This window comes from Bifidobacterium subtile (assembly GCF_000741775.1).
GTDB classification, from domain to species: domain Bacteria; phylum Actinomycetota; class Actinomycetes; order Actinomycetales; family Bifidobacteriaceae; genus Bifidobacterium; species Bifidobacterium subtile.
In genome coordinates, this window is sequence record NZ_JGZR01000008.1 from 39,979 (window position 1) to 65,766 (window position 25,788).

General features: G+C 59.5%; 19 protein-coding genes and 1 tRNA gene. 5 read left to right on the forward strand and 15 right to left on the reverse strand.

Annotated features, from left to right (window positions below):
- Positions 1-76 precede the first annotated feature (76 nt).
- The 7 genes from BISU_RS08380 to BISU_RS08410 all read right to left on the reverse strand — a co-directional run bounded on the left by BISU_RS08380 (position 77) and on the right by BISU_RS08410 (position 8,418).
- Positions 77-1,525 carry a metallophosphoesterase family protein gene (locus BISU_RS08380; protein ID WP_226839092.1) on the reverse strand — a complete coding sequence of 483 codons (1,449 nt, stop codon included), beginning with the start codon at positions 1,523-1,525 and terminating at the stop codon, positions 77-79.
- Positions 1,522-2,619 (reverse strand): ABC transporter ATP-binding protein, encoded by a 1,098-nt coding sequence (locus BISU_RS08385; protein WP_051246254.1) that lies wholly within the window; start codon positions 2,617-2,619, stop codon positions 1,522-1,524. The genes BISU_RS08380 and BISU_RS08385 overlap by 4 nt, the downstream gene beginning before the upstream one ends.
- A 49-nt stretch (positions 2,620-2,668) precedes the next feature.
- Positions 2,669-3,532: an ABC transporter permease gene (locus BISU_RS08390; protein ID WP_024464248.1), complete on the reverse strand. Its 864-nt coding sequence runs from the start codon at positions 3,530-3,532 to the stop codon at positions 2,669-2,671.
- Entirely contained in the window at positions 3,520-4,365 is an 846-nt protein-coding gene (locus tag BISU_RS08395) for an ABC transporter permease (RefSeq protein ID WP_152599236.1), read from the reverse strand. The genes BISU_RS08390 and BISU_RS08395 overlap by 13 nt, the downstream gene beginning before the upstream one ends.
- A gap of 44 nt (positions 4,366-4,409) precedes the next feature.
- The gene (locus BISU_RS08400; RefSeq protein ID WP_033503183.1) at positions 4,410-5,531 is read right to left on the reverse strand and encodes an ABC transporter substrate-binding protein; all 1,122 of its coding nucleotides are present in this window, start codon (positions 5,529-5,531) and stop codon (positions 4,410-4,412) included.
- A 157-nt stretch (positions 5,532-5,688) separates the two neighbouring features.
- Positions 5,689-7,188: an amino acid permease gene (locus BISU_RS08405; RefSeq protein WP_024464245.1), complete on the reverse strand. Its 1,500-nt coding sequence runs from the start codon at positions 7,186-7,188 to the stop codon at positions 5,689-5,691.
- A 162-nt stretch (positions 7,189-7,350) separates the two neighbouring features.
- Positions 7,351-8,418: a phosphotransferase enzyme family protein gene (locus tag BISU_RS08410; RefSeq protein WP_024464244.1), complete on the reverse strand. Its 1,068-nt coding sequence runs from the start codon at positions 8,416-8,418 to the stop codon at positions 7,351-7,353.
- Positions 8,419-8,731: 313 nt separating this feature from the next.
- Here BISU_RS08410 and BISU_RS12135 point away from each other — a divergent pair, with 313 nt between their 5' ends.
- A complete protein-coding gene (locus tag BISU_RS12135; protein WP_024464243.1) occupies positions 8,732-10,582 on the forward strand; it encodes a PTS transporter subunit EIIC in 1,851 nt (616 codons plus the stop codon).
- A gap of 88 nt (positions 10,583-10,670) precedes the next feature.
- Here the strand turns inward: BISU_RS12135 and BISU_RS08425 are convergent.
- Together BISU_RS08425 and serS are read right to left on the reverse strand one after the other, a co-directional pair.
- A tRNA-Ser gene (locus tag BISU_RS08425) sits at positions 10,671-10,755 on the reverse strand.
- Between the two features lie 292 nt (positions 10,756-11,047).
- Positions 11,048-12,334, reverse strand: a complete 1,287-nt coding sequence (gene serS, locus BISU_RS08430; protein WP_024464242.1) for a serine--tRNA ligase — start codon at positions 12,332-12,334, stop codon at positions 11,048-11,050.
- 196 nt (positions 12,335-12,530) lie between these two features.
- Here serS and BISU_RS08435 point away from each other — a divergent pair, with 196 nt between their 5' ends.
- Positions 12,531-13,664 (forward strand): diacylglycerol/lipid kinase family protein, encoded by a 1,134-nt coding sequence (locus tag BISU_RS08435; RefSeq protein ID WP_193039330.1) that lies wholly within the window; start codon positions 12,531-12,533, stop codon positions 13,662-13,664.
- Positions 13,665-13,965: 301 nt separating this feature from the next.
- Here the strand turns inward: BISU_RS08435 and BISU_RS08440 are convergent, their stop codons facing one another.
- Positions 13,966-14,802 carry a PRD domain-containing protein gene (locus BISU_RS08440; protein WP_024464240.1) on the reverse strand — a complete coding sequence of 279 codons (837 nt, stop codon included), beginning with the start codon at positions 14,800-14,802 and terminating at the stop codon, positions 13,966-13,968.
- Between the two features lie 27 nt (positions 14,803-14,829).
- Entirely contained in the window at positions 14,830-16,968 is a 2,139-nt protein-coding gene (locus BISU_RS08445; protein WP_024464239.1) for a glucose PTS transporter subunit IIA, read from the reverse strand.
- 299 nt (positions 16,969-17,267) lie between these two features.
- Between BISU_RS08445 and pgm the strand changes: the two genes are divergently transcribed.
- Positions 17,268-18,941: a phosphoglucomutase (alpha-D-glucose-1,6-bisphosphate-dependent) gene (gene pgm / locus BISU_RS08450; protein ID WP_024464238.1), complete on the forward strand. Its 1,674-nt coding sequence runs from the start codon at positions 17,268-17,270 to the stop codon at positions 18,939-18,941.
- 831 nt (positions 18,942-19,772) lie between these two features.
- Here the strand turns inward: pgm and BISU_RS08455 are convergent.
- Both BISU_RS08455 and BISU_RS08460 read right to left on the reverse strand, forming a co-directional pair.
- The gene (locus BISU_RS08455) at positions 19,773-20,195 is read right to left on the reverse strand and encodes a YjdF family protein (RefSeq protein WP_024464237.1); all 423 of its coding nucleotides are present in this window, start codon (positions 20,193-20,195) and stop codon (positions 19,773-19,775) included.
- Positions 20,196-20,350: 155 nt separating this feature from the next.
- Positions 20,351-21,838: an ATP-binding protein gene (locus tag BISU_RS08460; RefSeq protein WP_024464236.1), complete on the reverse strand. Its 1,488-nt coding sequence runs from the start codon at positions 21,836-21,838 to the stop codon at positions 20,351-20,353.
- A gap of 443 nt (positions 21,839-22,281) precedes the next feature.
- Here BISU_RS08460 and BISU_RS08465 point away from each other — a divergent pair, with 443 nt between their 5' ends.
- Both BISU_RS08465 and rpiA read left to right on the forward strand, forming a co-directional pair.
- Positions 22,282-23,559 carry a ribonuclease H family protein gene (locus BISU_RS08465; protein WP_024464235.1) on the forward strand — a complete coding sequence of 426 codons (1,278 nt, stop codon included), beginning with the start codon at positions 22,282-22,284 and terminating at the stop codon, positions 23,557-23,559.
- A 331-nt stretch (positions 23,560-23,890) separates the two neighbouring features.
- On the forward strand, positions 23,891-24,589 hold the full coding sequence (gene rpiA / locus BISU_RS08470; protein WP_024464234.1) for a ribose-5-phosphate isomerase RpiA: 699 nt from the start codon (positions 23,891-23,893) through the stop codon (positions 24,587-24,589).
- A gap of 276 nt (positions 24,590-24,865) precedes the next feature.
- Here the strand turns inward: rpiA and tpx are convergent, their stop codons facing one another.
- Together tpx and BISU_RS12140 are read right to left on the reverse strand one after the other, a co-directional pair.
- Positions 24,866-25,372 carry a thiol peroxidase gene (gene tpx / locus BISU_RS08475; protein ID WP_024464233.1) on the reverse strand — a complete coding sequence of 169 codons (507 nt, stop codon included), beginning with the start codon at positions 25,370-25,372 and terminating at the stop codon, positions 24,866-24,868.
- Between the two features lie 200 nt (positions 25,373-25,572).
- Complete coding sequence (locus BISU_RS12140) at positions 25,573-25,662, reverse strand: 30S ribosomal protein bS22 (RefSeq protein ID WP_003817716.1); 90 nt, start codon at positions 25,660-25,662, stop codon at positions 25,573-25,575.
- Positions 25,663-25,788: the final 126 nt, after the last annotated feature.

A 25,788-nucleotide genomic window follows, 5' to 3' on the forward strand; every position in this document is an offset into this window, starting at 1 on the left:
CTTCTCATGTGTTGTTGCGTTCTATTGTCTGTTGCATTCCGCACCGTATTCACATATGGGTAACGATGATCGATGATCAGTGCGGCGGTGCACGTCGGCCGATGAGCGCGAAAATCGCCTGTGCGGCTACTAGGCACATGCCAATGAAGATCTTCGGATGGCGCAGCAAATCGCGCACGGATGACAGGCCAGATATCATGTATTCCCCGGCCAGCAACCGCAACGGATGACGTACACGCCGCGAGACCAAGTCGCCGTAAGTCAGCAGTCGTGTTTCGTATTGCTCGGGCGCGTCCTCGTGGAATACGAAGAGGCGCAGCGCACGATCAGCGGCTTTCGGCCCATACGAGCGGAATCCGCAGGTCGGCGCATAGCCCAGATCCACGCCGTCGATATGCCCGATGAAATTGTTCTTATGGTCGTGCCCGCAGAACAGGGCGAAGTAGCCGCCTGCCGAACGGATGCGTTCGACCTCGCCGACGGCCCGCTCCGAGCAGCATGGGCCTTCTCCCAACGTGGATCCCGGCCGACAGATCTCAGGGTTGACGACGTAGCAGGAGTCCGAGAACGCCCGATAGCCTTCGACGGCATGGGGCGTGAACGGCGACACTTTTTTCAGGCACTGGTAGAAATCCTGCGGCGGGATGTGCTGGAAAACGATAGAGGGTACGCGCGAGCCGGTGCCGCTAACGGCATCTTCGGCCCTGGCAAGCCATTCAACCGCGGCATCGCTGGGGGAACCGTAGCCGCCGCCAGGTTCAAAATCGCCGGAATTGACCATCATGATGCTCATGGCGGTGCGCTTGCCGTCATGCGAGGCAATCGGCAAAGCAAAGGTTCCAGGTTCGCAAGCCAGCGGGTCTGCACCTGCAGACGATGCAGCGCCATCTTCGACTTTGGGGTTGAGACACCCCGCGAATTCGCGATACATGTCATCCTGCTCATCAGGAAGGATCCCGCATTGAAAATCATGATTCCCATAAGTCGCCGCGAAAGGAATTCCCCGCAAGACGATGGGCCCTAGGAACTGTGAGAACGATTGACGGATTTTGACGCGCGTGCCTTCCATGTTTTCACCGCCATTGGCCAAAGAATCGTCAATCGGATCAGCGAATCCGTTGCGTTCGGCAAGCAGCTGCTCAACGCGCATGGCCAGCGGAAGCCGAGTGCCGGGTTCGTCGCCGCGCCTCGCCATGAACGTGGACGCATAGGCCGCATCGTAGCCGCGCACCTGATCGCCGGTGAGCACCACGAGATCGGGGTCGGCTGCTATGACCGCACGCTCGATAAGCGCCACGGCATCGGGATCTACATCGGGGCCGTCTTGGACATCTGCCAGCTGGAGCACGCGCAACGTTCCGTTCTCGCGGAAGTGCAAAACATGATTGCCCTTCTGCCGGGAACTGTGCAGACGGATTGATTGATGACGGTCAGTCCCGCGGCCACGCAGGGTTTCGGATACTGTTTCAACCGGTTGCTCTGCTTCAGCCGTTTCAGACTTCTCGACCTCCTCAGACATTGTCATTGCGCCTCCCTTTCCGCCGTACTGTTTTCGGCCCAGCGCAGCTCAATCGGCTCCGCGACCACGGCTTCAGGCCTGATCGCCACGCGGACGCGCTCATGCTGGCGATACTGTTCGCTCGGCGCATGCTGCGAGGTCAGCAGCATGGATCCGGCGCCCACCGTCGTGCGTTCAATGGATCCGAGATAATTCTCGCTCAGAACCTCGAAATCGCCTTGCGGGTCGGACGTGAGCATGACATTCTCCGGCCTGACGAACACTTTTACCAACGCGTTCTCTGGTTGCGGCTGCGACAGCGGGACGGCATAGCCGCACACGTCCACTGCGCCATCATGGCCGACTTTGGTTTCGATCTTGTTCGTCTGCCCCACGAAATCAGCGACGAACGGAGTTTCTGGGTGCAGATAGAGCTCTTTGGGCGTGCCGATCTGCTCGATGTTGCCGTCATGCATCACGGCGATGCGGTCGGAGACGACCAGCGCCTCTTCCTGATCATGCGTGACGAAGATGGCGGTGATGCCCAGCCGCAATTGCAGTGCACGGATCTCGTCGCGCAGCTGCACGCGGATCTTGGCGTCAAGCGCGGAAAGCGGCTCGTCAAGCAGCAGCACCTTCGGATTGACGACGATGGCTCTGGCCAGCGCCACGCGCTGCTGTTGACCGCCCGAAAGACGAGCTGGGTATGCTTCGGCGAAGTCCTTGAGCCCGACCATATCCAGGATGCTGCGGGCCGCCGCGATCCGCTCATCTCTGCCGACCTTGCGCACTTTCAAGCCGAAGGCCACGTTGTCAAGCACATTCATGTTAGGGAACAGCGAATACTGCTGGAACACCATGCCGATGCCGCGTTTCTGCGGAGGGACGGGAGCCACGGACTTGTCGCCGATGAGGATCTCGCCCCGGGTGATGCTTTCGAAACCGGACAGGCATCGCAGCGCTGTGGATTTGCCACATCCCGAGGGCCCGAGCAGACTCACCATCTCGCCTGCCTTGATATCGAGATTGAAGGAATGCAGCACTTCCTTGCCGCCATATGATTTTGTGACATTACGGAACGTCACCGATTCGCCTACTACCGTCTGGGAATCATCGCTCATGATATTGTTCTCCTCTTGAAATGCTTGGCTGTTCGGATTCCTATGGAATTCAGCTCTTGCGCCGCTTGTTTCCCAGACCGCTGACCGCAAAAAGCGCCAGGAAGGTCACAGCGAGCACGATCAGTGTGATGATCACCGAGAAATACACATCGCTTTGCGACACGACAATCAGATCCGTCTGCAAGGTCTCGCGGTTGAGCAGCGAAGCAATGGTGAATTCGCCCAAGACGATGGCCGCTGTGATCAGCGTCGATGAAATGATGCTTTTTCGCAAGCAGGGAATAAGGATGGACAGCAGCACCCGCCACCATCCCGCACCCAGCGACTCTGCCGCCTGGGTCAGCGTAGCCGCGTTCATGCCGACCAAATCCGATTCAATAGTCGTGTACACGAACGGCAAGGCGATGATGCCGTACGCCAGCGAAAGCGTCCATGTGCCCGCCTCGAACACGGTGGATAGGAAGGAGAAGATCGGCGCGAAACCAACGACCAGAATGATCGCGGGAAGCGCGATAGGCAGCAGCATGATGATCCGCATCGCCCGGTCGAGACGCGGGAAGCGCACGTTGATGAGCACCAGCGCGGGTATGACGATGACGTATTCAATCGCGATAGTGACAATGACTAGCACGATCGAGTTCATCAGCCCGTCCTGCATGGAGGTCAATGACGATGTCTCTCCCGATACCAAGTCAGCCCAGTGGCTGAGCGTGAAGCCGCCGGCCGAAGATCGGAAGGTGAAGTAGATCATGCCGACGACAGGGAATGCGAGGAACAGCAGAAACAGGGTCAGCACGACGGCCTTCGTCGCCTTTGAGGGGCGATCGTAGCGTTTCCAAATCACGGCATCGCGTGTAGGCTGGCTGTCCGCCGTCTGCTTATTCAAGTCCGGTTCCGTAGCTAGCTGAGCCATTTTGCAGCCTTCCTTTCCACTGCGGCGTACACCACCATCACAACCAGCATGATCACCAGCATGCCGACAGCTAGAGCTCCTGCGACACCCTCACTGCCAAGTCCGGTTTCGCTGATGAGCGCAGCTCGCACTTGCAGCGGCGCAATCTGCGACCCTTGGCTGATCAGCGCGGCCGCGGTTGCATAGGCGGAGAACGCGTTGGCGAACAACAGCAAGAAGCCGCTCATAAACGAGGGGAAGAGAATCGGCATACCGACATTCTTCCAAAACATCCACTTGCTGCCACCCAGCCCGGCCACCACTTCGGCCAGATTTTCCGGCAACCGCGCGATCGACTGGTAGAAAGTAATGATCATGAGCGGAACTTGGAAGAACAAGTATGGCAGGATGAGGCCCTGTGTCGAGTACAGCCACATACTGTTCTTGTAGATGTTGACGTGCAGCAGATTGCGGATGAGCAGCGTCACCATGCCTTGGTTGCCCATCACGGCGATGAAGGCGAAAGCCAGCATGACGCCGCCGAATTGCGAGAGGGTGCTCGACGCGGAATCGACTAACCGACGCATGACGCCACCTTCCTTGCATGCAAGCAGTGCGAAGCACACCACAGCTCCAAATACCGCCCCCACGAAGGCGACCAAGGCCGAGAGCCAGCACGAATTCCAGAATGAAACGACGATGCCCGGCCGCGAGAAAATGCTGAAATTCGCGAGCGTCCAGGACTCACCGTTCTGGAACGCGCTGGTGACGACCAGCGCGGCCGGCAGCACGAACATCAGTAGAACGTAGACGGTGAACGGCAGCAGTCTCAACGTGTTCGTGACTTTTGCCATAGCCATGCCCCTTTCGATAGAGAACGATTAATCGCGATAGGTTCTCAGGATGCCGCTATTGACGACCACTTATTGGCAAGCAAGGTGTTGGCCTTGGTGACCTGATCGCTGGACGCGGTGTTGATCTCCTTGGGCAAGCCGCCTGCAGTCGCGAGCGCCTTGGCATCGATCGTGCCCTTCGTTTCCATGTCCTTGGCCAGGACGGGCAACGCGCCGGACTGCAGGAAGAGGTTCTGCACCTCGTCGCCGAAGAGGAATTCCTCCCAGAGGCGGGCTGCGGCTGGGTGCGGAGCGTCCTTGTTGATCGCCTGGTTGTAGTACGAGCCGTATGCGTCGCTCGGGATCACAATCGTCTTGTAGTTCGAGTTCTGCTTGGCCGCGGCAACATTGAGGTAATTCCAGTCGATGACCACCGGGGTCTCTCCGGAAGCGACAGTAGCTGATGTGGCGCTCACGGATAAGAAGTTCCCGGCTTTGGCCAGCTTGCTGAAGAAGTCGATGCCGGTCGAGAAATCATCCAGGCTCCCGCCCTGCTGCAGCGTTGCCCAGCCGACCGCGGCGAATGCGGCGCCTGCCTGGGTCGGGTTGCCATTAATCGCGACCTTGCCTTTATATGCCGGCTTGAGCAGGTCATCGAGCGATTTGGGCTCGGGAACTTTCGAGGAATCGTAGCCGATCGAGATGACACCGGTGTAGTCGTTGACATACAGGCCGGTGGATTCCTTGTTTTCGGCCGGAATCGTATCCCAATTCTTGACCTTGTACGGCGCGAAGTAGGATGTACTGGTGGTGGCAACGGCCGGGCCCAAGTCGAAGACGTCAGGCGCGTTCTTCTGGCCCTTGAGATCCTTCGCGGCCTTGATCTCCTCCGCGCTGGAGGCATCGGGGTTAGTCGAATTGATTTTGATGCCGTACTTCGACTGGAACAGCTTGATAATGCTGCCCCAATTCGCCCAGTCATCCGGGCAGGCTATCAGCGTGAGCGCGCCCTCGGCCTTGGCTTTGGCGACCAGCCCATCCATGCCGCCCAAATCTGCTGAGCTGGTGGCCGTGGATGATTTTGCATCGGCTTTGCCGCCGGACGACGAACCGCAGGCTGCGGATGTCACGGCTATGGACAGACCGGCGAGAACCGCCAGCGATTTCTTGACGAATGATGTCTTCATTGCTGCTCCATACATATTGCTTGAATAAACGTGTTTACTGTTGTTGAGATGGTTGAGGGTTAGTTGGATATTGCAAAATCAGAATCTATTCGGACTCGTTTCGGCTGGTTGCAGCGATTGCAGACTTACTCTGATTCGTCCCGCGCCAGCCCCGAAATCATTCGGTTTTGTACTGCGCCACGCCGCCTGAAGCCGCGAACTCTTCTTCGGGAGACAGGACCAGATGCTTGCGCCCGTACAGTGCGAAGAACGCCGTGGCTACGAGGTAAATGGCGACCATGGCGTACACCGCCAGCCGGTAATCCGGGTTGAAGAGCACGGCAACGAAAATCACCAGCGCGAGCAGCCCTGAGACAACTGCTCCGGCAACACCGTATTTGCTGATGAATGGCCGTTTGATGTCGGGCATCCGCCTGCGCAGCAGCACGAAGGACACCATCTGCAGCAGGTAGGCGAGCACAGCGCCCCACACCGCGATGTTCAGCACGACCGAACCGGCTCCGGAGCCGCCGTAGGCGATGATGAACAGCGCGGCGAATCCGATGACCGCTCCGACGATCAGCCCCCAGTACGGCGTCTTCTTCTTGCCCGTCAGGCTCAGGAAAGCCGGATAATAGCCAGCACGGGAAAGCGAATACAGGTTGCGGCCGTAGGCGAACATGATGCCTTGAATGGAGGCAAGCAAACCGATCAGCGCGAATGCAGAGAGCACGGCTGCCAGATTGCCCGGCAGAATCGCCCGGTAGCCGTCGAGCAGCGGTTCATCGGAGCCGGCGAGCGCCTTGGAGCCGACAACCGCAGGATTGAGGAAGACGATGACCAGCGCGGACAATCCCAGCGTGAAGATGCACCAGCGCGAGGCCTTCGGAATGTTGCGCTCTGGGTCGCGGACCTCTTCGGCGGCCAATGGCAGCTGTTCGATGCCGAGGAACAGCCACATGGCGAAGGGCATCGCGTAGAATATCGCGCCAGCGCCGAAAGGCAGGAAAGCGTTGTCGCCCTGTTCGGGCTTGATGTTCAGCAGCGAGGAGAAGTCGATCGCCCCGGAGACGATCGCGCCGATGCCGAAGACGGCAACGATGGCCAGCGCGACAACCGATATGATCTGAGCGAAATGGAATGAGGTTTCAGCGCCGAGCCAGTTGACCACGACGAACACAATGTACAGGATGAGCCACCACACCCATTGCAGCCCGTGCTGAGTCAGCGAATATCCGGTGAGGTCGGAGAGTATCGCGTCTGCGTACGCCGACGAGAAATACACGATGGTCGCCGCGGTCATCACGTATTCGATGGTTTCCGCCAGACCGGTGAAGAACCCGCCCCACGGCCCCATTGCGGCCCGTGCGAAGGAGTAGGCGCCGCCGGTGTGCGGCATGGCCGAAGCCATTTCGCTGATGGAATTGAGCATCATCACATACATCGCGTACACCACCAGGGCTGCGATGAGCATGCCGCCCCAGCCGGCTTGGGCGATGCCGCCGTTCCAGCCGGAGAAGTCTCCGGAGATCACTGCGGATATGCCGATGGCCCACAGGCCGAAAACGCCCGCGGTTCGTTTGAGCTGGCGCTTTTCGAAATAATCGTCGCTGGTGGTGATATAGGTGATGCCGGCTGGTCCGGTGCTTCTGTGTTCGTCGGTGGTTGCTGTAGACATGATGACCATATTCCTTTCCGTGAATTGACTATGGGAATGATTTCGCTGTGCTGCGGACGGCAGCTGCGGAAAGCGGCTGCGGAAAGCAACGCGCAGCGCGAAGTTAATGATGTGAAGTCAGTGATTATGAATCCTGGGTACCTGCTGATTTGCGCTGATCCGCTACCGCAGCAGCCACAGCGGATCGTCCAGATAGCGCCGCGCGCATTCGACGCTGCCCGGCGCCTGGGCTGCCGCCAGCCCGTCGGGCAACGCGTCCTCGCGGTGATTGGTGGTCCAGCCGAGCATCTGCAGGCGACGAATCATCGACAGCGCGGACATGGTTTCGAGCTCGTCATCGCTGAATTTCCCGGCTTGACGCTCATATCCCCGCACCCACGCCTGAGCGAGCTCGGGCGCATAGGACTCATGTTCGATGAAGCTCAGCGATGACGCGTAGTCGTAGAGGTACCAGCTGTATCCGGCGTCATCGAAGTCGATGATGGTCAGCTCGCCATCCTCGGCTCTGATCACATTCGAAGGGCGCAGGTCGGCGTGAATCAGGCCCCAGGTCTCGTTGGTGCGCGGCACTTTCATGACCACGTCCATCGCCTTCCACAGCGCCTTTTCGCATGTCTCGCGCTCGCCATCACTCAAATCCGCGCTTTCCCACCGACCCCAGCGCGGGGATGGGCCGACCATATTCGACAGGTCCCAATTGAACCGCTGGAAGCCGTACGGCGGTTTCCAATGGCGCGACTGCTCGTGGAACAGCGCCGCCCACGAGCCGATGGTCTCGTAATACGGCGCCGGGTTGTCGAGGTCTTCGAGTACTTCGCCGCTGACGAATTTGGTGGAGACCACCGTCCAGCCGATGCCGCTGGTGTCATGAATCGTGGTCACGAAGGTGCCGCGCACCGTGGGCACGGGATTGATGAGTCTGACGCCATCGATGTCGTGCAAGGCGTTGAGCCATAGGATCTCGGAGGCCACCGCCTGCGGGCCGCCCACGTATCCGGGCTGCGAGACGCGCACGACGCCTTCCTCCTTGCCGTCGAGCTTGAGCACGAAGGTCGCGTTCTCCGAGACGGTGATGAGTTGGATTCCGGCGCGGCTCTTCTCAATGCCCCAGGCCGCGCACACGCCTTGAAACAGCCAGAACGGCGCCGACGAGCCTTTGGTCAGCCCGCTGAAAGCGTCAAGGCTTGCCGGCTCGTCGTCGGAATCGAGAATCGTGGAAATCTGTAACATCGAAACCTCTTTTGTATAGCGGATTCGTGATTGGTGACTTCCATTCTCGCCAACAACGCCCAGGCAATCGCGGTGGAGCTGTTACGGACCAGTTACAAAACCACGGCTTGTATTAATGGCTGGTTACCGATGCCTGAGTGCGTTGGGTTTTGGGGGTATCGGGTATGATGGAGATGCTGGACACGGCATTTCCGCACGTTCCCTACACTCTCGGCAGGCGCTAGGACTTTCAGGGGACGTTGCCGAATCCAGTGGGGTGGTTCTGAGGCCATCCCCATGCAAAGCGAAGGGTCTCCGGCGCAGCAATCCGTCGGTGATCGAGCTGGCAAGCGCAAAATCCGTGCATTTCCTCGGCATCCCCGTGGCGATCGTGAATTACACCTACACCGTGATTCCGATCATCATCACGATCTGGGCCGCCAGCAAGCTCGAGCATGTCCTCAACAAATATCTGCCGAGCAATCTGCGCAACTTCCTCTCCCCCATGCTCGTCGTGCTCATCACGGTTCCGCTGGTGCTGCTGACCATCGGACCGCTGTCGAGCTGGTGCGCGGAAGGACTTGCCAATGGACTCGAATGGCTGTGGAGCAAGGCGCCCATCGTCGGCGGCCTGATTCTGGGCGCCGCATGGCAGCCGCTCGTGGTGTTCGGCATCCACTGGGGCGTGTGGCCGGTCATCATCAACGACATCACGCTCGACGGATCCAGCCACCTGTCAGCGCCTCTGCTGCCCGCAGTGTTCGGCATGTGCGGCGCTGTATTCGGCGTGTTCCTGAAGACCAAGAACAAGCGTCTCAAGGAGCTTGCAGGCCCGGCGACCATCACAGGCGTGTTCGCAGGAATCACCGAGCCGGCCATCTACGGCGTGACGCTGCCGTTGCGCCGGCCCTTCATCTACGCGGTTATCGCCGGCGGAGTCGGCGGTGCGATCGCTGCTGCGGGCGGTGGCGGAACGACCGCGTTCGCCTTGCCCGGCGGGCTGACCATACCGGTATATATCGGCGTGGGCAATTTCGCCGTGGAGATGATCGGCACCGGTGTCGCCGCGGTACTTGCCTTCATTCTCACGGTCACAATCGGTTTCAAGGACATGCCCGAGGATTCGGTGGCTTCGGTGGCGGCTGAAACCGGCGATATCAACGCCGCGCAGGCGGATGACTGGGCTGCCGCTGTCCCGGCTGCCGCGCAATCAGCACAGTCTTCCAAGACGGTACTTGCTGCCGCGACTGCGCCTGCAGCCGCGCCGATGACTGCGACTCAGACCGTCGCGGAAACCAAGGTCATCGCTGTCACCTCGCCTGCCACTGGCAAGGTGATCGCATTGCAGAACATCGCGGATCAGATATTCGCGAGCGGCGCGCTGGGCAAAGGAGCGGGAGTGCTTCCCTCCGACGGCCGCATATCGCATGGTGCTTATTATTGGACGCCGATTGTGCTCGCATACAACTCGAATCACATCGCGGGCAGCACACTCACTCAGCGTCAGACCCAGCAGATTTACGACACCGACTCCTTCACGCCGCAGGGCGACGGGCAGTCGATCAAAGTCGATGACATAATCGAGACCAAGAACCATTTCCGCGCCTTCGACCTGATCCTCGACCATTATCAGGAGCCACTGAGCCACGACCTGCTCACCTCGCTGCATGCCATGCTCAAGGCCGACACCAGCCAGGCGCGCAACCCAAGGATGTGGAATGTGGGCGGCTACAAACGCCACCCCAACCAAATCGGCATGTTCGACCCCGTGAAGACCACGCAGCCGGACCATGTGCGAGCCGAACTGGACGATTTGTTCACGCTCATGGCCGCTTTCACCGGAACAGATGCCCAATTCGCGCGCTTTCATGCGACCTTCGAGGCCATCCACCCGTTCTCCGACGGCAACGGGCGCGTCGGACGCCTCCTCATGTTCAAGGAATCACTGCGCGTCGGCGTCTTGCCGCCTGTCATCTTCGACGATGAGAAGTCACAGTACCTCGCCGCGCTGTCCGCATGGCATCTGGATGCACCAGAAAACCTGGCCGATTTCATGCATCACAGCCGCGAACGCTATCGCGATGAAATCCTGAGTCAATTCGACGCCGGTCACGAATTCGTTTACCAATTCACCGAACGCACGAGTCTGGACGGCTTCGACTCGCAGACTCGGTTTGCCCGCTAATCCAGTTGGCTTCGAGTGCAGCACAGCAGAACGAAAATTCCGCACACCGAAAAGGACTCCCGGCAATTGGCCGGAAGCCCTTGAAAAGCGGACAGGGCGGGATTCGAACCCGCGGTGGATTGCTCCACAACGGTTTTCAAGACCGTCTCCTTCGGCCGCTCGGACACCTGTCCATTGCGCCTCGCACGCGAGGCACAAGCTGTAATTATAACCGACGAAACCGACATTGCCGACAAGTCATGAACTTACCGGAGTTGCTGGCAACGCATGAGCCGTAGGGCAACCAGCTTGGCCCGTGCCCTTTCATTCGACGCATGGTGCGCGGCATTATCGTATGCAGCGCTCGCAGAAACGGAATGCCGGAACGCCATGGTTCCGCCTTCCGAAAACCACGCACCGGTCACGAGTCGGAAGTCATACACCGAGTCGTCTAGGACGACTTTCGATTCGCGACCGCTGAACGCCTCACGCCTCCCAAGCAGTAGGCTCTATGACCTCGCGGCCGCCCATGTACGGGCGCATCGCGGCGGGAATCTCAATCGAGCCATCGGCCTGCTGGTGGTTCTCCATGATCGCGACGAGCCAGCGCGTGGTGGCCAGCGTGCCGTTCAGCGTGGACACCGAACGGGTCGAGCCGTCCTCGAGACGTTCGCGGATGTTGAGGCGCCGTGCCTGGTATTCCGTGCAGTTCGAGGTGGAGGTCAGCTCGCGGTACCGGCCCTGCGTCGGCACCCACGCCTCGTTGTCGAACTTGCGGGCCGCGGAAGAGCCCAGGTCGCCGGCAGCGGTGTCGATGGTGCGGTAGGGCACCTCGACCTTGTGCAGCATCTCCTCCTCCATCGCGAGCAGGCGCACGTGCATGTCGCGCGAGTCCTCCTGCTTGCAGTAGACGAACATCTCCACTTTGTCGAACTGATGCACGCGGATGATGCCGCTCGTGTCCTTGCCGGCGGCTCCGGCCTCGCGCCGGTAGCAGCTCGACCAGCCCGCATAGCGCAGCGGGCCGTTGCTCAGATCAAGAATCTCGTTCTCGTGCATGCCGGCGAGCGCCACTTCGGAAGTGCCGACCAGGTACTGGTCGTCGGGGTCGCGAAGCCGGTAGATCTCATCGGCGTGCGAATTGAGGAAACCGGTCCCGGCCATGATTTCCGGGCGCACCAGCGTCGGCGTGATGGTCAGCGTGAAACCTTCGGACTCGGCCTGGTCGACGGCCATCGTCAGCATGGCGATCTGCAGACGCGCAACCGCGCCGCGCAGGAAGTAGAAGCGCGAGCCGGAGACCTTCGCGCCTCGGCGCATGTCGATGCCGGCCACGCCGAGACCGAGTGCCAAATGATCCTTCGGTTCGAAGCCTTCGGCCGCGAAATCGCGGATATCGCCGACCTTCTTGACGACGACGTAATCATCCTCGCCGCCTTCGGGCGCTTCCGGTTCAACGACGTTCGACAGCTTCCACATCGCGTTCGTGTAAGCCTCGGCCGCCTCGTCGGATGCCGTCTTGAACTGCGACACGTTTGCGGACAGTTCCTTGGTGCGCGAAATGAGCGCGGCCTTCTCGTCCCCTTTGGCTGCGGCGACCTTGCGACCGAGCGCCTTCTGCTCGGCCCGCGCCGCTTCGAATTCCTTGAGCGAGGCCCGCCGCGACTCGTCTGCCCCCAGCACCTCATCCACAAGCTCCACGGATTCCCCGCGTTTGCGTTGTGATTCCTTCACTATATCGGCATGGTCGCGTATGAATTGGATATCAAGCATGGCTTCAAGAGTAATGCCGCAAGCCGACACGGCAGGCTCGGGGCGCTTCGCCGCGCGTCTGCCGCCCTGCATTCGATCTCGCGCACCGTATGCCACACGCCCGGCGCCGCGCATACCTGTGCGCGTTCGTGCAGGAATCGTTGACGTCGCAATTCGCGCAGGGCGTTTTCCGCTATGAACGCGCACAATGGAGGGTATGTCCACCACTGCGCTCATCGTCATCGCCAGCATCGTCGCCGCCATAGTTCTCATTGCCGCGGTGGTTTTCGGCATACGGGCGTACCGACGCCATCGTTTCACGCAGGCCGTCGAGCAGCGCGACAAGGATCAGGTGCATTACGCCTTCATCATCAATCCCTCCAAGCCTCAGGCAGCCGAGTTGCGGCCGCATATCGAGGAGTATTGCAGACGCAAGAAACTGCGGCAGGTCGAGTTCATCGAAACCCAGCTCGATAAGGATGGCCACGCCTGTGCGCTCGAAGCGCTGGATCATGGCGCCGACGTGCTCATCGCGGTCGGCGGCGACGGCACGGTGCGCACGGTGGCGAGCGTGGTTTCGGGCACCGAACACACTCTGGGCATCATTCCCATCGGCACCGGCAATCTCTTCGCACGCAATATGGGCATTCCTATCGACGACGTCGATGCGGCGCTCACCGTCGCCACCTCGCACGGCTCCCGGCAGGTCGATATGGGTCGGCTCTCGATGCTCGACCAGCCAGAAGACGAACGCGAGCACGCGTTTCTGATTATCGCCGGCATCGGATTCGATGCCCTGATGATCGACGACACCGATCCCGAACTCAAGAAGAACATCAGCTGGCTGGCCTATTTCGTCAGCGGATTCCGTCACTTGTTCTCGCCCAAATACCGGGGCACCATCACGATGACCGGCGCGGATGGCGAAATCCATAGCTCTAAAAGCGTGTCATTCCGCACATTCCTGGCAGGCAACTGCGGGCAGATTCCCATGGTTTCGCTTATGCCCGAGGCCACGTACGACGACGGACTGCTTGATTTCGAACTGATCGACACTTCAGGCGGCATCATCGGCTGGGCGAATCTCTTCGGCGACATGGTGCATCAGACCGTCGTGGGCAAGCCGGGGCAAAGCCCGCTGTCGACCAATTCGACGCTCGATCAGATTCAGGGCATCAGCGCCGAAATCGAGCTGGAACGCAAGGCTCTGGCGCAGGTCGATGGGGATATCGTGGGCGAAACCAAGCGCATCCGCTTCGACGTGGATCGCAAGGCCTTGCGTGTGCGCGTGCCGCAGCTTGAAGATGCGCAGGCCGGCATCGGGGCTTCGTCCGAAACCTCAGCGCAATGACAGAGGCGCAGAAGCGCAGACACGCAGACATAAATAATAAATAAAGGGATAGTCCCGTTCCTCTGGCCCCGCCATCACATGCGCCGATGCCCAGCGGCAGGCACCATCCATCCGCTGCAGCTTCTTGGCTTTGTTGCGCAAGTTGGCCTATCAGTGTGACAAGAATACGAAAAAACACGGATCCTGGCAGAAATATCACGCAAGCCAGCTCGTTTGCGTGACGACGATACGAGCGGATTGTCGTATCCGGCAGCGCACAGCCAGCGCATAAGTCAGCAAAACACCGTCGTCAGGGCGAGGGTCAGCTCACATCGGCCGCAACACGCGCCACATGCAGGGTCAGGTACGCGACTTCGTCGTCGGTAAGCCCCGCATTCAGCCGCAGCTCGATAACCGCGGCGATTTTCCAAGCGCATGCCGCCGCATCCGAATAGGCTTGGCGAATCGACGCGACAATCGGAGCCGGCTCGTCAACGAGCTGCCTGTTCTGGCTGATGCGTACGAAAAGGTACCGCAGATGCGTGATGAACCGGCCGACGTTCACGCTGTGCTGATCGATGGTGATGCCATACGTTTGTTCCACAATGGAAAGAATCTGCTGTATGACGCCGGTCATCTTGTAGGTGTACGACAGATTGCCCGTCGAGAATCCGGCGTTGACCAGATGCATTGCGAATGCCACCGCTTCTTCTTCAGGCAGCGCACCGCCCAGATGGCGGTTGAGCTCGGCCAGCAGCCGCTCTCCCAGCGTGTATTCGCGCACATAGAGCGAACGAACCTCGGCTTGCAGCGGATAGGCGACGCTGGTGCCGTCATGGGCCCGGCGCAGCGCGTATGCCACGTGGTCGGCCAAGGCCATGACCAGCGTCGGCTGGGTCTCGCATTGCTCGGCGAGGCCGACGGCGGTCATGGCATCGGTGACCAGATGTATGACTTCGGGCGGGATCTCGGAGAGCAGCTCTGCGAGATGGTCCGGATCGCGCCCGTCTGAGGGAATGAAGGTCCTGGTCACTTTCGCGTTGTCGATCCGCTGGCCGGTGTGAGCTTTGAAGCCCAATCCCCGACCGGTGAGGATCACCACGCCGTCGCCGCGCTTGGCGAGGACGACGTTGTTGTTGAACACGCGAAGTATCTCCAAGGACCTTCCTTCCAACCGCCGTGCGGATTAGCGCACGATATCCAGCACCGGATCGCCCGCCTGGACGTCCTTGCCCGGCTGCGGGGTGACGCTGCCGAGTTCGGCGGTGTTCAGCACGGTGACGAGCGTCGTGGTGCTGAATCCTGCCTTCGTGACCTTATCAAAGTCCACGGTCGCCAGCGTATCGCCCGCGTTGACGCTCTGGCCCTTCGCCACGGCGACGCTGAATCCGTCACCGTTCATCTTGACCGTGTCGATGCCGACGTGCACCAGCACTTCCACGCCATCGGCAGTAGCGATGCCGAAGGCATGGCCGGTTTCGGCCACGGTCTGCAGCGTGCCCGACACCGGGGCAACGATGGTCGAGGCCGCCGGCTGAATGCCGACGCCTTCGCCGAGCGCCCTGGAGGCGAACACCGGATCGCCGGCGTCATCCAAGGAGATGACATGACCTGCGACCGGGGAGCCGACGACAGTCGTCGCAACCGCAGTTGCAGTCGCCGTAGCGACAGGAGCGGCTGCGGGAGCAGCGGCAACGGCCGGAGCCGGGGCAGCGGCGTCGGAACCCTGAGCTGCAGTAGCCTTGAGAGCCGCCTTCTGCTCCGGAGTGCGGTAATCGAAGAAGATGATGCCGAACATCGCAACGAAGAACGCCACGGCGATGGAAACCGCATAAACCCAGACCTGGCTGAAGATCGGGATGGTAAGCAGCGAGGTGAAGGCGAAGGCGTTCGCAGTCACGCCGTGGACGGCAGCGCCGTTCACCACGGAGGGGAAGAGCCAGCCGAGGACCGCGATGGTCACGCCGCCGGCCGCGCAGCCAGGAAGCATGCGGCTGTAGATCTTCTTATAACGAAGATGGATGCCGTACAGGCTGGGCTCGGACACGCCGCCGAGCAGGCCGGCGAGCAGTGCGCCGAGAGAAACCTGGCGCATATCCTTGTCCTTGTCTCGGATGGAGAGGTACAGCACGCCGGCGGTGGCGCCGAAGCATGCGAAGTTCCATGTGCCCATCGGGCCCTGGATGAAGTCGTAGCCGAGCGTGTTGAGGTTCAGCAGCATCAGGGCGTTCAGCGGCCAATGCAGGCCAAGCGGCACGAGGAACGGGTAGAGCATCGGGATCAGGATCGCGAGCACGAACGGCACGTACTTGTTCAGGAACGCCAGGCCGATGCCGAGGTAGTTGCCTGCGAAGACGCCGAGCGGGCCGATGAGATACGCGGTCAGCGCGCCGACGATCACCATGCACAGGAACGGCACGAAGACGATCTGAACGCTTTCGGGGATGATCTTGTTCAAGCCTCTGTAGACCAGCGCCAGCACGGCAGCCATGAGCAGCGGCACGAAGACGTTGCCGCTGTAGTCGTTGAGTATCATCGGCAGGCCGAAGACCTTGGCGGTGCACATCTGGGTGCCCAGAGCCTGGTTCGGCACGCAGGAGACGGCGTCATGCCACCCCTGCAGGGACTTGAGGTCCACGCCGCGAATGGCCGCCACGGCCTTGAGCGCAACGCCGTGACCCTTCTCGTCGAACAAGCTCATGAACTGCGGGGTCATGAGCATGCCCATGATGGCGCCGCCGAGCCAAGGATCGACCTTGAGCTTCTTGGACGCGTTGTAGGCGATCATGATGGGCAGGAAGTAGAACACGCCCTTCCAGATGGCTTCCACGAACACCAGGCCCGTGGTCTCTTCGGATCCGCCGATGACGTGGATCGAGATGAGCAGATTCACCAGCGCGATGATCAGTGACGCGCCAAGCAGCACACCGAGGATCGGCCGGAAGGAATCAGCCAGGTACTCGAAGAAGGAATTCACCCACCCGTTTTTGCTCTTGCCCTTGGCATGGGCCTCGGCCTTGACGTCGGCATTCGTCATGCCGTCATCGGCATCGACGGTGCCTTGGGCGCGTCCTGCCATCTCCGGCAGAGCGATAACCTCTTCGTACACCGTGGCCACTGCGCCGCCGATGACGACCTGATAGCGATTGCCGGCTTGCGGAACCGCCCCCAGCACACCTTTGATGCTTTCCATGCGCTGCTGATCGACCTTGTTGCCGTCGAACAGCTCGAAACGCAGTCGCGTGGCACAGTGCGTCAACGTCTTGACATTGGACGCGCCACCGATCGCGGAGATGATCTCCGACGCTCGTGTTGAGTTAGCCATCGTGTTGCCTCCTTTTCTCTTTCTTGAGATGTATGACTTTCCTTGCAGTGGAAGGGCCGTACCAAAAAAGACCTGAGATATACGGAAAATACACTTCCGCCATCTCAGGTCTTGCGTCTTCGTCGCGACTTGCAACCCTGCAATTAAATCGACACCAGCGTACGGCCTCGTATGCAAGAAGTCAAAGTCATTGCATGTCGTGGTACGAGAGCGTCTCGAAGAGCCGGAAAACACCATATGCAACATTTATTATGCGCAATTGTTCCCAATAAGGAGCGACTTCGTGGCACAATGGTGGCATGGTTGCAAAAAATGCGGGCATGCCCGCCACCCCAGCTGATCTGATCAATGTTGATGAAGTCGTCGGCAAGTATTACGACTGCATCCCCGACCCCGCGAATCCCGAGCAGCGTGTCTCCTTCGGCACCTCAGGGCACCGCGGATCCTCGCTGAAGACCTCCTTCAACGAAGCCCATATCGTGGCCATCTCCCAGGCCATCGCCGAATACCGCAAGGCCGCCGGCGTCACCGGGCCGCTGTACATCGGCCGCGACACGCATGCGCTTTCCGACCCGGCGCAGAAAACCGCCATCGAGGTGCTGGTCGCCAACGGCGTGCATGTGCGCATCGATTCGCGCGACGACGTCGTGCCCACTCCGGTTATCTCGCAGGCCATCCTGACCCATAATCGTGCGCAGGACGGCACGCAGCGCTTCACCGGCGAAGGCCTAGCCGATGGCATCGTCGTCACCCCGTCGCACAACCCGCCCACCGACGGCGGCTTCAAGTACGACCCCGTCACCGGCGGTCCCGCTCCGGCCGACGTGACCGAGCGGATCGCCAACCGCGCCAACGAGCTGCTGGGCGATTACCGGTCGGTCAAGCGCGTGCCGTACGAGCAGGCCATCGTCTCCGATCTGGTCGAGCGCTTCGATTACCGCGATCACTACGTCTCCGACTTGGGCGATGTCATCGACTTCGACGTGATTCGCTCCTCCGGCGTGCGCCTAGGCATCGACCCGTTGGGTGGCGCTTCGGTGAACTACTGGCCGCTCATCAACGAACAATACGATCTGAACATCGGCGTGATTCGCCCTGAGGTCGATCCGACCTGGCGCTTCATGACCATCGATCACGATGGCAAGATCCGCATCGACCCCAGCTCCCCCTATGCCATGAAGGGCCTGGTGGACAAGCTGAACGCCGGCGCGTGGGACAAGTACGATCTGGTCGGCGGCACCGACCCGGATGCGGACCGCCACGGCATCGTGTGCCCGAACTGGGGCGTCATGAACCCGAACCACTACATCGCCGTCTGCGTCGAGTACCTGTTCAGCGGCAATCGCCCGAATTGGCCCAAGGGCGCCGGCATCGGCAAGACGCTGGTCTCCTCGAGCCTCATCGACCGCGTCGCCGAGTCGATAGGCGCAAAGCTGGTCGAGGTGCCGGTCGGCTTCAAGTGGTTCGTGGATCCGCTGTTCTCCGGCGAAGTCGCCTTCGGCGGCGAGGAGAGCTCTGGCATGAGCTTCCTGCGCAAGGACGGCCGTGTGTGGACGACCGACAAGGACGGGCTTATTCCGGACCTGTTGGCGGCCGAAATCACCGCGCGCACCGGCAAGAACCCGGCGCAGTTGCATCAGGCGCAGGTCGAGCGCTTCGGCGAAAGCTGGTACAAGCGCGTCGACACGCCGACCACGCTTAAGCAGAAGCAGAAGTTCGCTGGACTCAACGGTGACGACGTGACCGCCACCACGCTGGCCGGCGAGGATATCACCGCCAAACTGACTGTGGCGTCTGGCAACAACGCCCCCATCGGCGGCCTCAAGGTGACGACCAAGGACAACTGGTTCGCCGCCCGCCCCTCCGGCACCGAGAACATCTACAAGGTCTACGCCGAGTCCTTCGAATCCCCCGAAGCGCTCGATAAGATCCTCGAAGAGGCCACCGTGGTCGTGGACAAGGCGCTTGCGTAACTGCTAGCTGCCTGGCTGCTAACTGCCGGATAAGGACCTACTCCGGCATTCGGCAAAAAGAGGCGGTGTGACTGTCATTCTCGACAGTCACACCGCCTCTTTTTGTAATTCGCGCCCTTGCTCCTTGTGTTCCTTCCAATCCTTCCGCTCGCTCTGTTCCCTCCGCTCGCTCATCCCCCGCCCCGCACGCCCTGCCGTTTTTCTCTCCCCATACGTTACAATTCCCGCACTAATACGACCCCAGTGCGGGCGTTGTAACGTATCATCCCGTTCAAACGACGCAATTCCCGCACAAGCCCTACAATCATGCGGGAGTTGTGACGTTTCTCCGCCATCAAACATCACAACGCCCGCATACCCCTCGCTATCGTGCGGGAATTGTGACGCATAAACGACGTCTTTCGTACGGTACGACGAACCTAACGTGCAAAAGACGACGTTTTGAAGGTCAATTCCGTTACATTTCATACGTCAGGGTCGTGTTAACGGACAAAAAGCAACGTTATACCGTCTGGTACGTTTGGTTTCTGATTCGCGGCTTATCGGGAACGCCAAGCCGATTTTCTCTCGCCCTGACCGAAAGACCAGACCTGCTCGTACATGGTTCTGATTCGCACGACGAAAGCCCCGCTCTCGACATATGTATATGTTCGTATACTTTTGCCATTGTGCACGAACGTATACACATGGTAAACGCACGACGCTGACGTATGAAACGTGACGCAAATTGTCTCATACGTATTCGCTATGCACGGCAGGCCTTGCATGGCAGAGAGCAGCGGCCGAAAAGCAGCATCAGGCAATCATCTTGCTGCGCAATCAGCACCCGCATTATCGTCCACGATGCTTCTTCACACGCTTGGCAATGCGGAGTCTGCGCTGCACTGCTTTCTTCTCATCGCGCGCGTTCCGAACCGCGGACTTCCTGTCCTGCTTCTGCTGCTCTTGCAGCAGCGACAATGCGGATTGCGACTTGGTGGAGACGCCGGTACGTCGCGCTTCTTTGGCAGCGAGCCGCTTCAACCGCTTGGGATTGCTATGGTTAGGTTCCTGCCCATATACCACTGATACCGGCGGTCCGAAGTGCAAATTCCCGCCATGCTCATGGATATACTGCAGGAATTCCGCGTCGCTTGGCTCTGCTCCGAACACCACCTGGCACGTCCGAAGACAGCCACATTCCTCGCGCTCGAACACGCAGACCCACCATGAGCCATTGAAATACACGGTGTCGCTCGCCCTTGATTGCGGCATGACACAACCTCCTCTTTCGAGAAGGGATGGACAGCCGAAGACTGGTTACTGGCGGAATTCCGCGTCCGGACTACCATCACCGGACCGTGTTTTTACCCTATGCGCCAAGATAGCATACAGGCATCAACAACCCATCGGAGCGTCTCATATTGGCATCACACCGTCTGATAAGTCTGGTTTTTGCTTTGCGGCTTGTCAGGAATTGCAAGGCGAAGCCTTCCGTCCGCTATCAACGGGCGCACATAGGCGCGCATCGCGTATGTTGGACTGTTGCTCAGCCCTAGGAAGTCGACAATTTCCTGACGAGTACGCGAAATGCGGCAAAACTCAAGGAGGGCGATTCGCCGTTCGTTCTTCGGTACTCGCTTTCGTTTCATGGTGATTGTCATATCGGATGGGTCCACCGCAGTGGTCTTCTCACCTGTTTTCAGACGAAGTGTGGCTCGGAACTCACCCCGCGCATTCTCGAAAATCGGCTCAGGCAACCCATACTCGGCAGCTAGCCGCCGCACCGTCGGTATCCCCGAATAGCGATTTTCCGTCAGTCCTAGTATTTCCATTGCATTCGCGATAACAGGATTGCGCGTATCTGGCTGAAGCTTGCCCAATTGGTCAACGGACAAACGGCCGTACAATCCGCCAGGATTGGTGACGGTCAGCCGGTCGTCGAAAATCTGCAGCTGGATAGGCATGCCCTGCGTATGAATGCTGTAGTCACGGTGGATGAGCGCGTTGAGAATCAACTCTCTGACCGCCTCGATCGGGTACTGCGGCATATCAGTTCTTTCGCCCGTGCTCTCCGATATCTTCGTGGCGACGCGTATGTTCTTGCGGACGAAGGCCACGGCCTCACTCACCTGGTCGCCAAGCGTTCCTTCCAAGCGGGTATTATCGATGAAACGCTCCGCGTGTGTGCCGACATCTCCGGCCCGTACGCCGGGAATGCGCGTCGAGATGATGCCAAGCTGCGGAAAGAATGCCTGCGGATACAAAGAGAACAGTATGACGCCAGCAAGCGTGGGCTTCCCCTCGCGCACGACACTCATCAAATCGAGAATTTTCGCCTCGCTCAGACCAGCCAAATGAGGCCGCCCCTCTTTCAAGGCCAGCTCATAGCGCAGCAGGCTGTCTCGATCCAGATCCTCTATTTCGGCACGTTCGACGACGCGAAGCTCGTCCTCGTACTTCCTGCGGAACGCCTCGTAGCTATATATCTCGTATTCGGTCATCGGTTCGTCGGCATCCCCCACGCGCACATACGAGCCTTTGTACCGCCCTCTCCCCTCGTAGAAGCACGGCCGATCCGCGACATCCTGCGCCGGTATTTCAGCGCTGACCACATGCTTGCCAGCTATGCTGCAATCAGTGAACACGGCACGCACCTTTGGATGCATCTGGCTGCACTGCTCTCCCACATGCTTCATCAAATCCTGCACATCATAGACCCCAACAACTTCGAAGCTCCGGCTTTCATCGATGCCGAACAGGAGAATCCCGCCGTCATCCTGATTCGAGAAGCTTGACAAGGTGTCATACAGCCGCGTTGGGCAACCTTCATGCGCCGCCTTCAGCTCGATCGTCTGTGACTCCGCATGTCTCTTCTGGACCTCTTCCACGAGATTTCTCAGCTCAAGTTCAAGCACGATAACCTCATTTCGCGTAATATGTTGTTCTATCTTCTTTTATTTGACGTAATATTTTCATTTAATCTTGAGATAAGATATATTATATTATTTAAATTTCGGAAATTCAACTCTATATTTTATTTATTTTCGTAAAATATCTTAAATTCATGAATTTAATTCAGAAATTTTCGTTATTTTTAAGAAGATATATGAAGTCTTAGTATTAACAGCTCTTCATACGACCGCTGACTGCAGTGAATGCCGAATAGCCGACTGCCATAGATTCCGCCGTTCTCCCCCTTCACTCGTACTGTGGTTTGCATGACAATCACCGTATCGACAGACGGCAGCGCATTAGCTGAGCCGTCAAGCAGACAGTCCAGTGGACTGTCTGTAAGCGAAGTGAGCGACCGCCAAGGTCGCGAAGGGGCCGTTGGAATTGCCGGACATTGGAGTGCGAAATGACAATCACCGTATCGACAGACGGAAGCGCCTTAGGTAATCCCAACGGCCCTATGGGCTGGGCATGGGCAGACCATAATACGAATCCGACGCAGGGCAGCGAGCACCGGCACGATGGCGACTGCGACGCGGGCGGCGCGACGAACGGCACCAACCAGATTGGGGAGCTGTGCGCGGTTTTGGAAGCGCTGCGTGCTCATCCTGGTTCCGAAGACCTTGTGATCGAAACCGACTCGCAGTATGCCATCAACTGCTCGACCAAATGGGTGCACGGCTGGAAAAAGAACGGCTGGAAGAATTCGCAGAAGAAACCGGTGAAGAACGCGCCGCTCATCAAGGCCATCGATGCCGAACTTTCCAAGCGCTCCGGTTCCGTGCGCTTCAAGTGGGTCAAGGGCCATGCCGGCAACGCAGGCAACGAGAAAGTGGACGATCTGGCGCACACGTACTCCGGCGATGCCCGCAGCGGGGTCAAGGACGGTTACCTGCCGTTGGAGGGCTGGCAGTCGCTGCTGGCCTCCGACTATGCCAAAGGCGTTGACATTCCCGCCGATGCGCAGATGCTGCTGGATGGCAAGATCACCGCTGAGGAATATCACCTGGGACGCGGCGTGGCATCATCTGCGAACGATGATGGAAACTCTGGGGACAATGAAGACGGTGACCGGTACGAGGATGCCGCCGCCTATGCCTCCGACGTTGCCTCTTCGCGTCGTAAACCGTCACTGGAAGAGCTGCTTGCCGAACCCGAAGGGGTGCCGGACTTGCCGGCACGCGTTCAGAAGGCACATAACAGCTCAGCAGAGACCGTGAAATCGCAGACCGACGCATCGGACACATCCGCAGATGCTGATTACAACCATGCTCACAGCACTGACGCTGCAGATGATGATTGGCTCGGAGCCGGCACATCCGACGAGGGTTCAGCTGAAACCGACGATGGCAAACGGGTCTCTGGCGATGATGAGCGTATGCCCGATGTCAGCAGTCAATCGTCCGACGATAACGCGCAAACGCCGCATTCAATGAACCCCGACACGGCCACATCGCAAATAGCCGCCGCAGACAACGCTTCGAACCACGGCAAGCCCGATCACCCCGACCAGTCCACAGGCTTGACGCTGTCCGGCACGCTGCGCTTCACTCCTCCGCCTTCGAGCAGCGCGACCTACGACGGCCGCCCGCGCTTCATCCGAGGCACCGTAACCGTCGAAGGATATGTCGAAGGCGACGGCACCATCGTGCTACGCGACGCGCCTTTCGCGGTTGATATGTGACGGCCTCTCATCCAGGCGCGGTTCGACCGATTATCGCCGAATCTCAACCTATCTGGTGCAGCGCGACACACCCGGGTGAATACGCCCAAGTCGGTTAATAGCACATGCGAATGGCGGAATTCTGCGGTCGAAAAAGACTATCCACCGACTTGTGTATAGGCTTTCGAGCGCGTCGCGCATACTGTCGCAAAACGAGCGCCCACGATCACGCCGACGAGTGCATGCACAGGCACACGATCCCGCCGAACTATGCATTTAACGGCGCAGCAGATAGGATGGAACCGACTTCTGACCAGACTTCACGAAGTTACGTTTCCACCGAAGGAGCATTATGGACAAGGCACAGCAGGATGCGCTCAAGAAGGCAGCCGGCATCGAAGCAGCCAAACTGATCGAAAACGGCATGATCGCAGGACTGGGAACCGGCTCGACCGTGCGATTCCTCGTGGACGAGCTTGGCCGGCGCGTCAAGGAGGAGGGGCTCGAATTTACCGGGGTCACCACCTCTCGCCGCACGCAGGAGCAGGCGGAGGGCTACGGCATCCGCATCGTCAACATCGATGACGTGGACCATATCGACGTCACCATCGACGGCGCCGATGAGGTCGACAAGAACTTCAACGGCATCAAGGGCGGCGGCGCTGCGCTGCTGTGGGAAAAGATCGTGGCGACGAACTCCAACAAGATCGTGTGGATCGTCGACGAATCCAAGGTTGTGGACACCATCGGCAAGTTCCCGCTGCCGGTCGAGGTCATCCCCTTCGGCGCTGGGCAGGTCGTCAGGCGCTTCGAAGCCAAGGGCTACAAGCCGGTGCTGCGCTTGGATTCAGAGGGCGAGCCAGTGCGCACCGACGAAAACAACTACGTGGTCGACCTGCATCTCGAGCGCATCGAACATCCGGAGGATTTGGCCGAAGACCTCATCACGACGGTCGGCGTGGTCGAGCACGGGCTGTTCCTCAACATGGTCGATCAGGTCATCGTCGGCGACCCCAACGGCCCCCGCGTGCTGACCAACGCCAATAAGTAGGCGCACGAATCTGCGATAGCAGCCGCTCGGCCCGCCGGACCGCCTTGGAGCTTGGTAACCAATAAACCTTATATGAGCCATATGGGCAGCAGGGCGGCGGGCCACGATGGGAGCGGTCAGGCTGTCGCTTTATGTATGCCCAAGCCGGGCGAATGAAAAAGGCGATTGCCTTCCTAATTCATGGAAGGCAATCGCCTTTGCTATCGCTGCGCGATCTCTGTGATTTCTGCATCACCTGCCCGCTGCAATCAGCGAGCCAAGTTCAGCATCAAATCATCAGTCCAGCGCGGTCACCGCAGCGCGCGCGGCATCGTAGTCGGGCTCGTCGTGAATCTCGGGCACCTGCTGGGTGTAGGCCACCTTGCCATCGCGGTCGGCGACCACGATGGAGCGGGACAACAGGCCTTCAAGTGCGCCGTCGGTCATGGTCACGCCGTAGTCCTCGCCGAACGACGAGCGGAAGGCGGAGGCGACGACCACGTTCTTGATGCCTTCGGCACCGCAGAAGCGGGCCTGCGCGAAAGGCAGATCCTTTGAGATGCACACCACCACGGTGTCGTCGAGCTCGTCGGCGATGGTGTTGAAGCGCCGCACGGAGGCGGAGCAGACGTCGGTATCGATTGACGGGAAGATGTTCAGGACGATTTTCTTGCCCGCGAAGGACGCGGAATCGACCTCGCCGAGCTCCGTGTCGACAAGGGTGAAGGCCGGCAGAGCCGAGCCGGTCTCAGGAAGCGTGCCAATGGTCTGTACGGGGTCTCCCCCCAAATTTATCTGTGCCATACCCCTATGATGGCACAGCAGCGGTGGATGCGCCAGAAACAACGATAATTCCGGTGAAAGCGAAAGGGCCCGAATCCGAGCGAATCGGATTCGGGCCCTATCCCCATGAGACTGTTGTGGTCACTCGGCTGCTGATCGCAGCTTACAAGAGTGAGCCATGCGGCTTGAGGGGTTGCGCTATCGCAAGCGTGCGCAGCGTATTACTTGCGCTGGTGACGAGTCTTACGCAGCATTTTGCGGTGCTTCTTCTTGCTCATCCGCTTGCGGCGCTTCTTGATGACAGAACCCATCTGAAGCCTCCAATCCTTGACTATAAGTGTGCAACTTGCCCAATACTACACTGCTTGCGCGACTTTGGCACCCGGTGTGGTGCGCAATCCGCACAAGCGCATGGTTCATGCAGCCGCCGAACGACC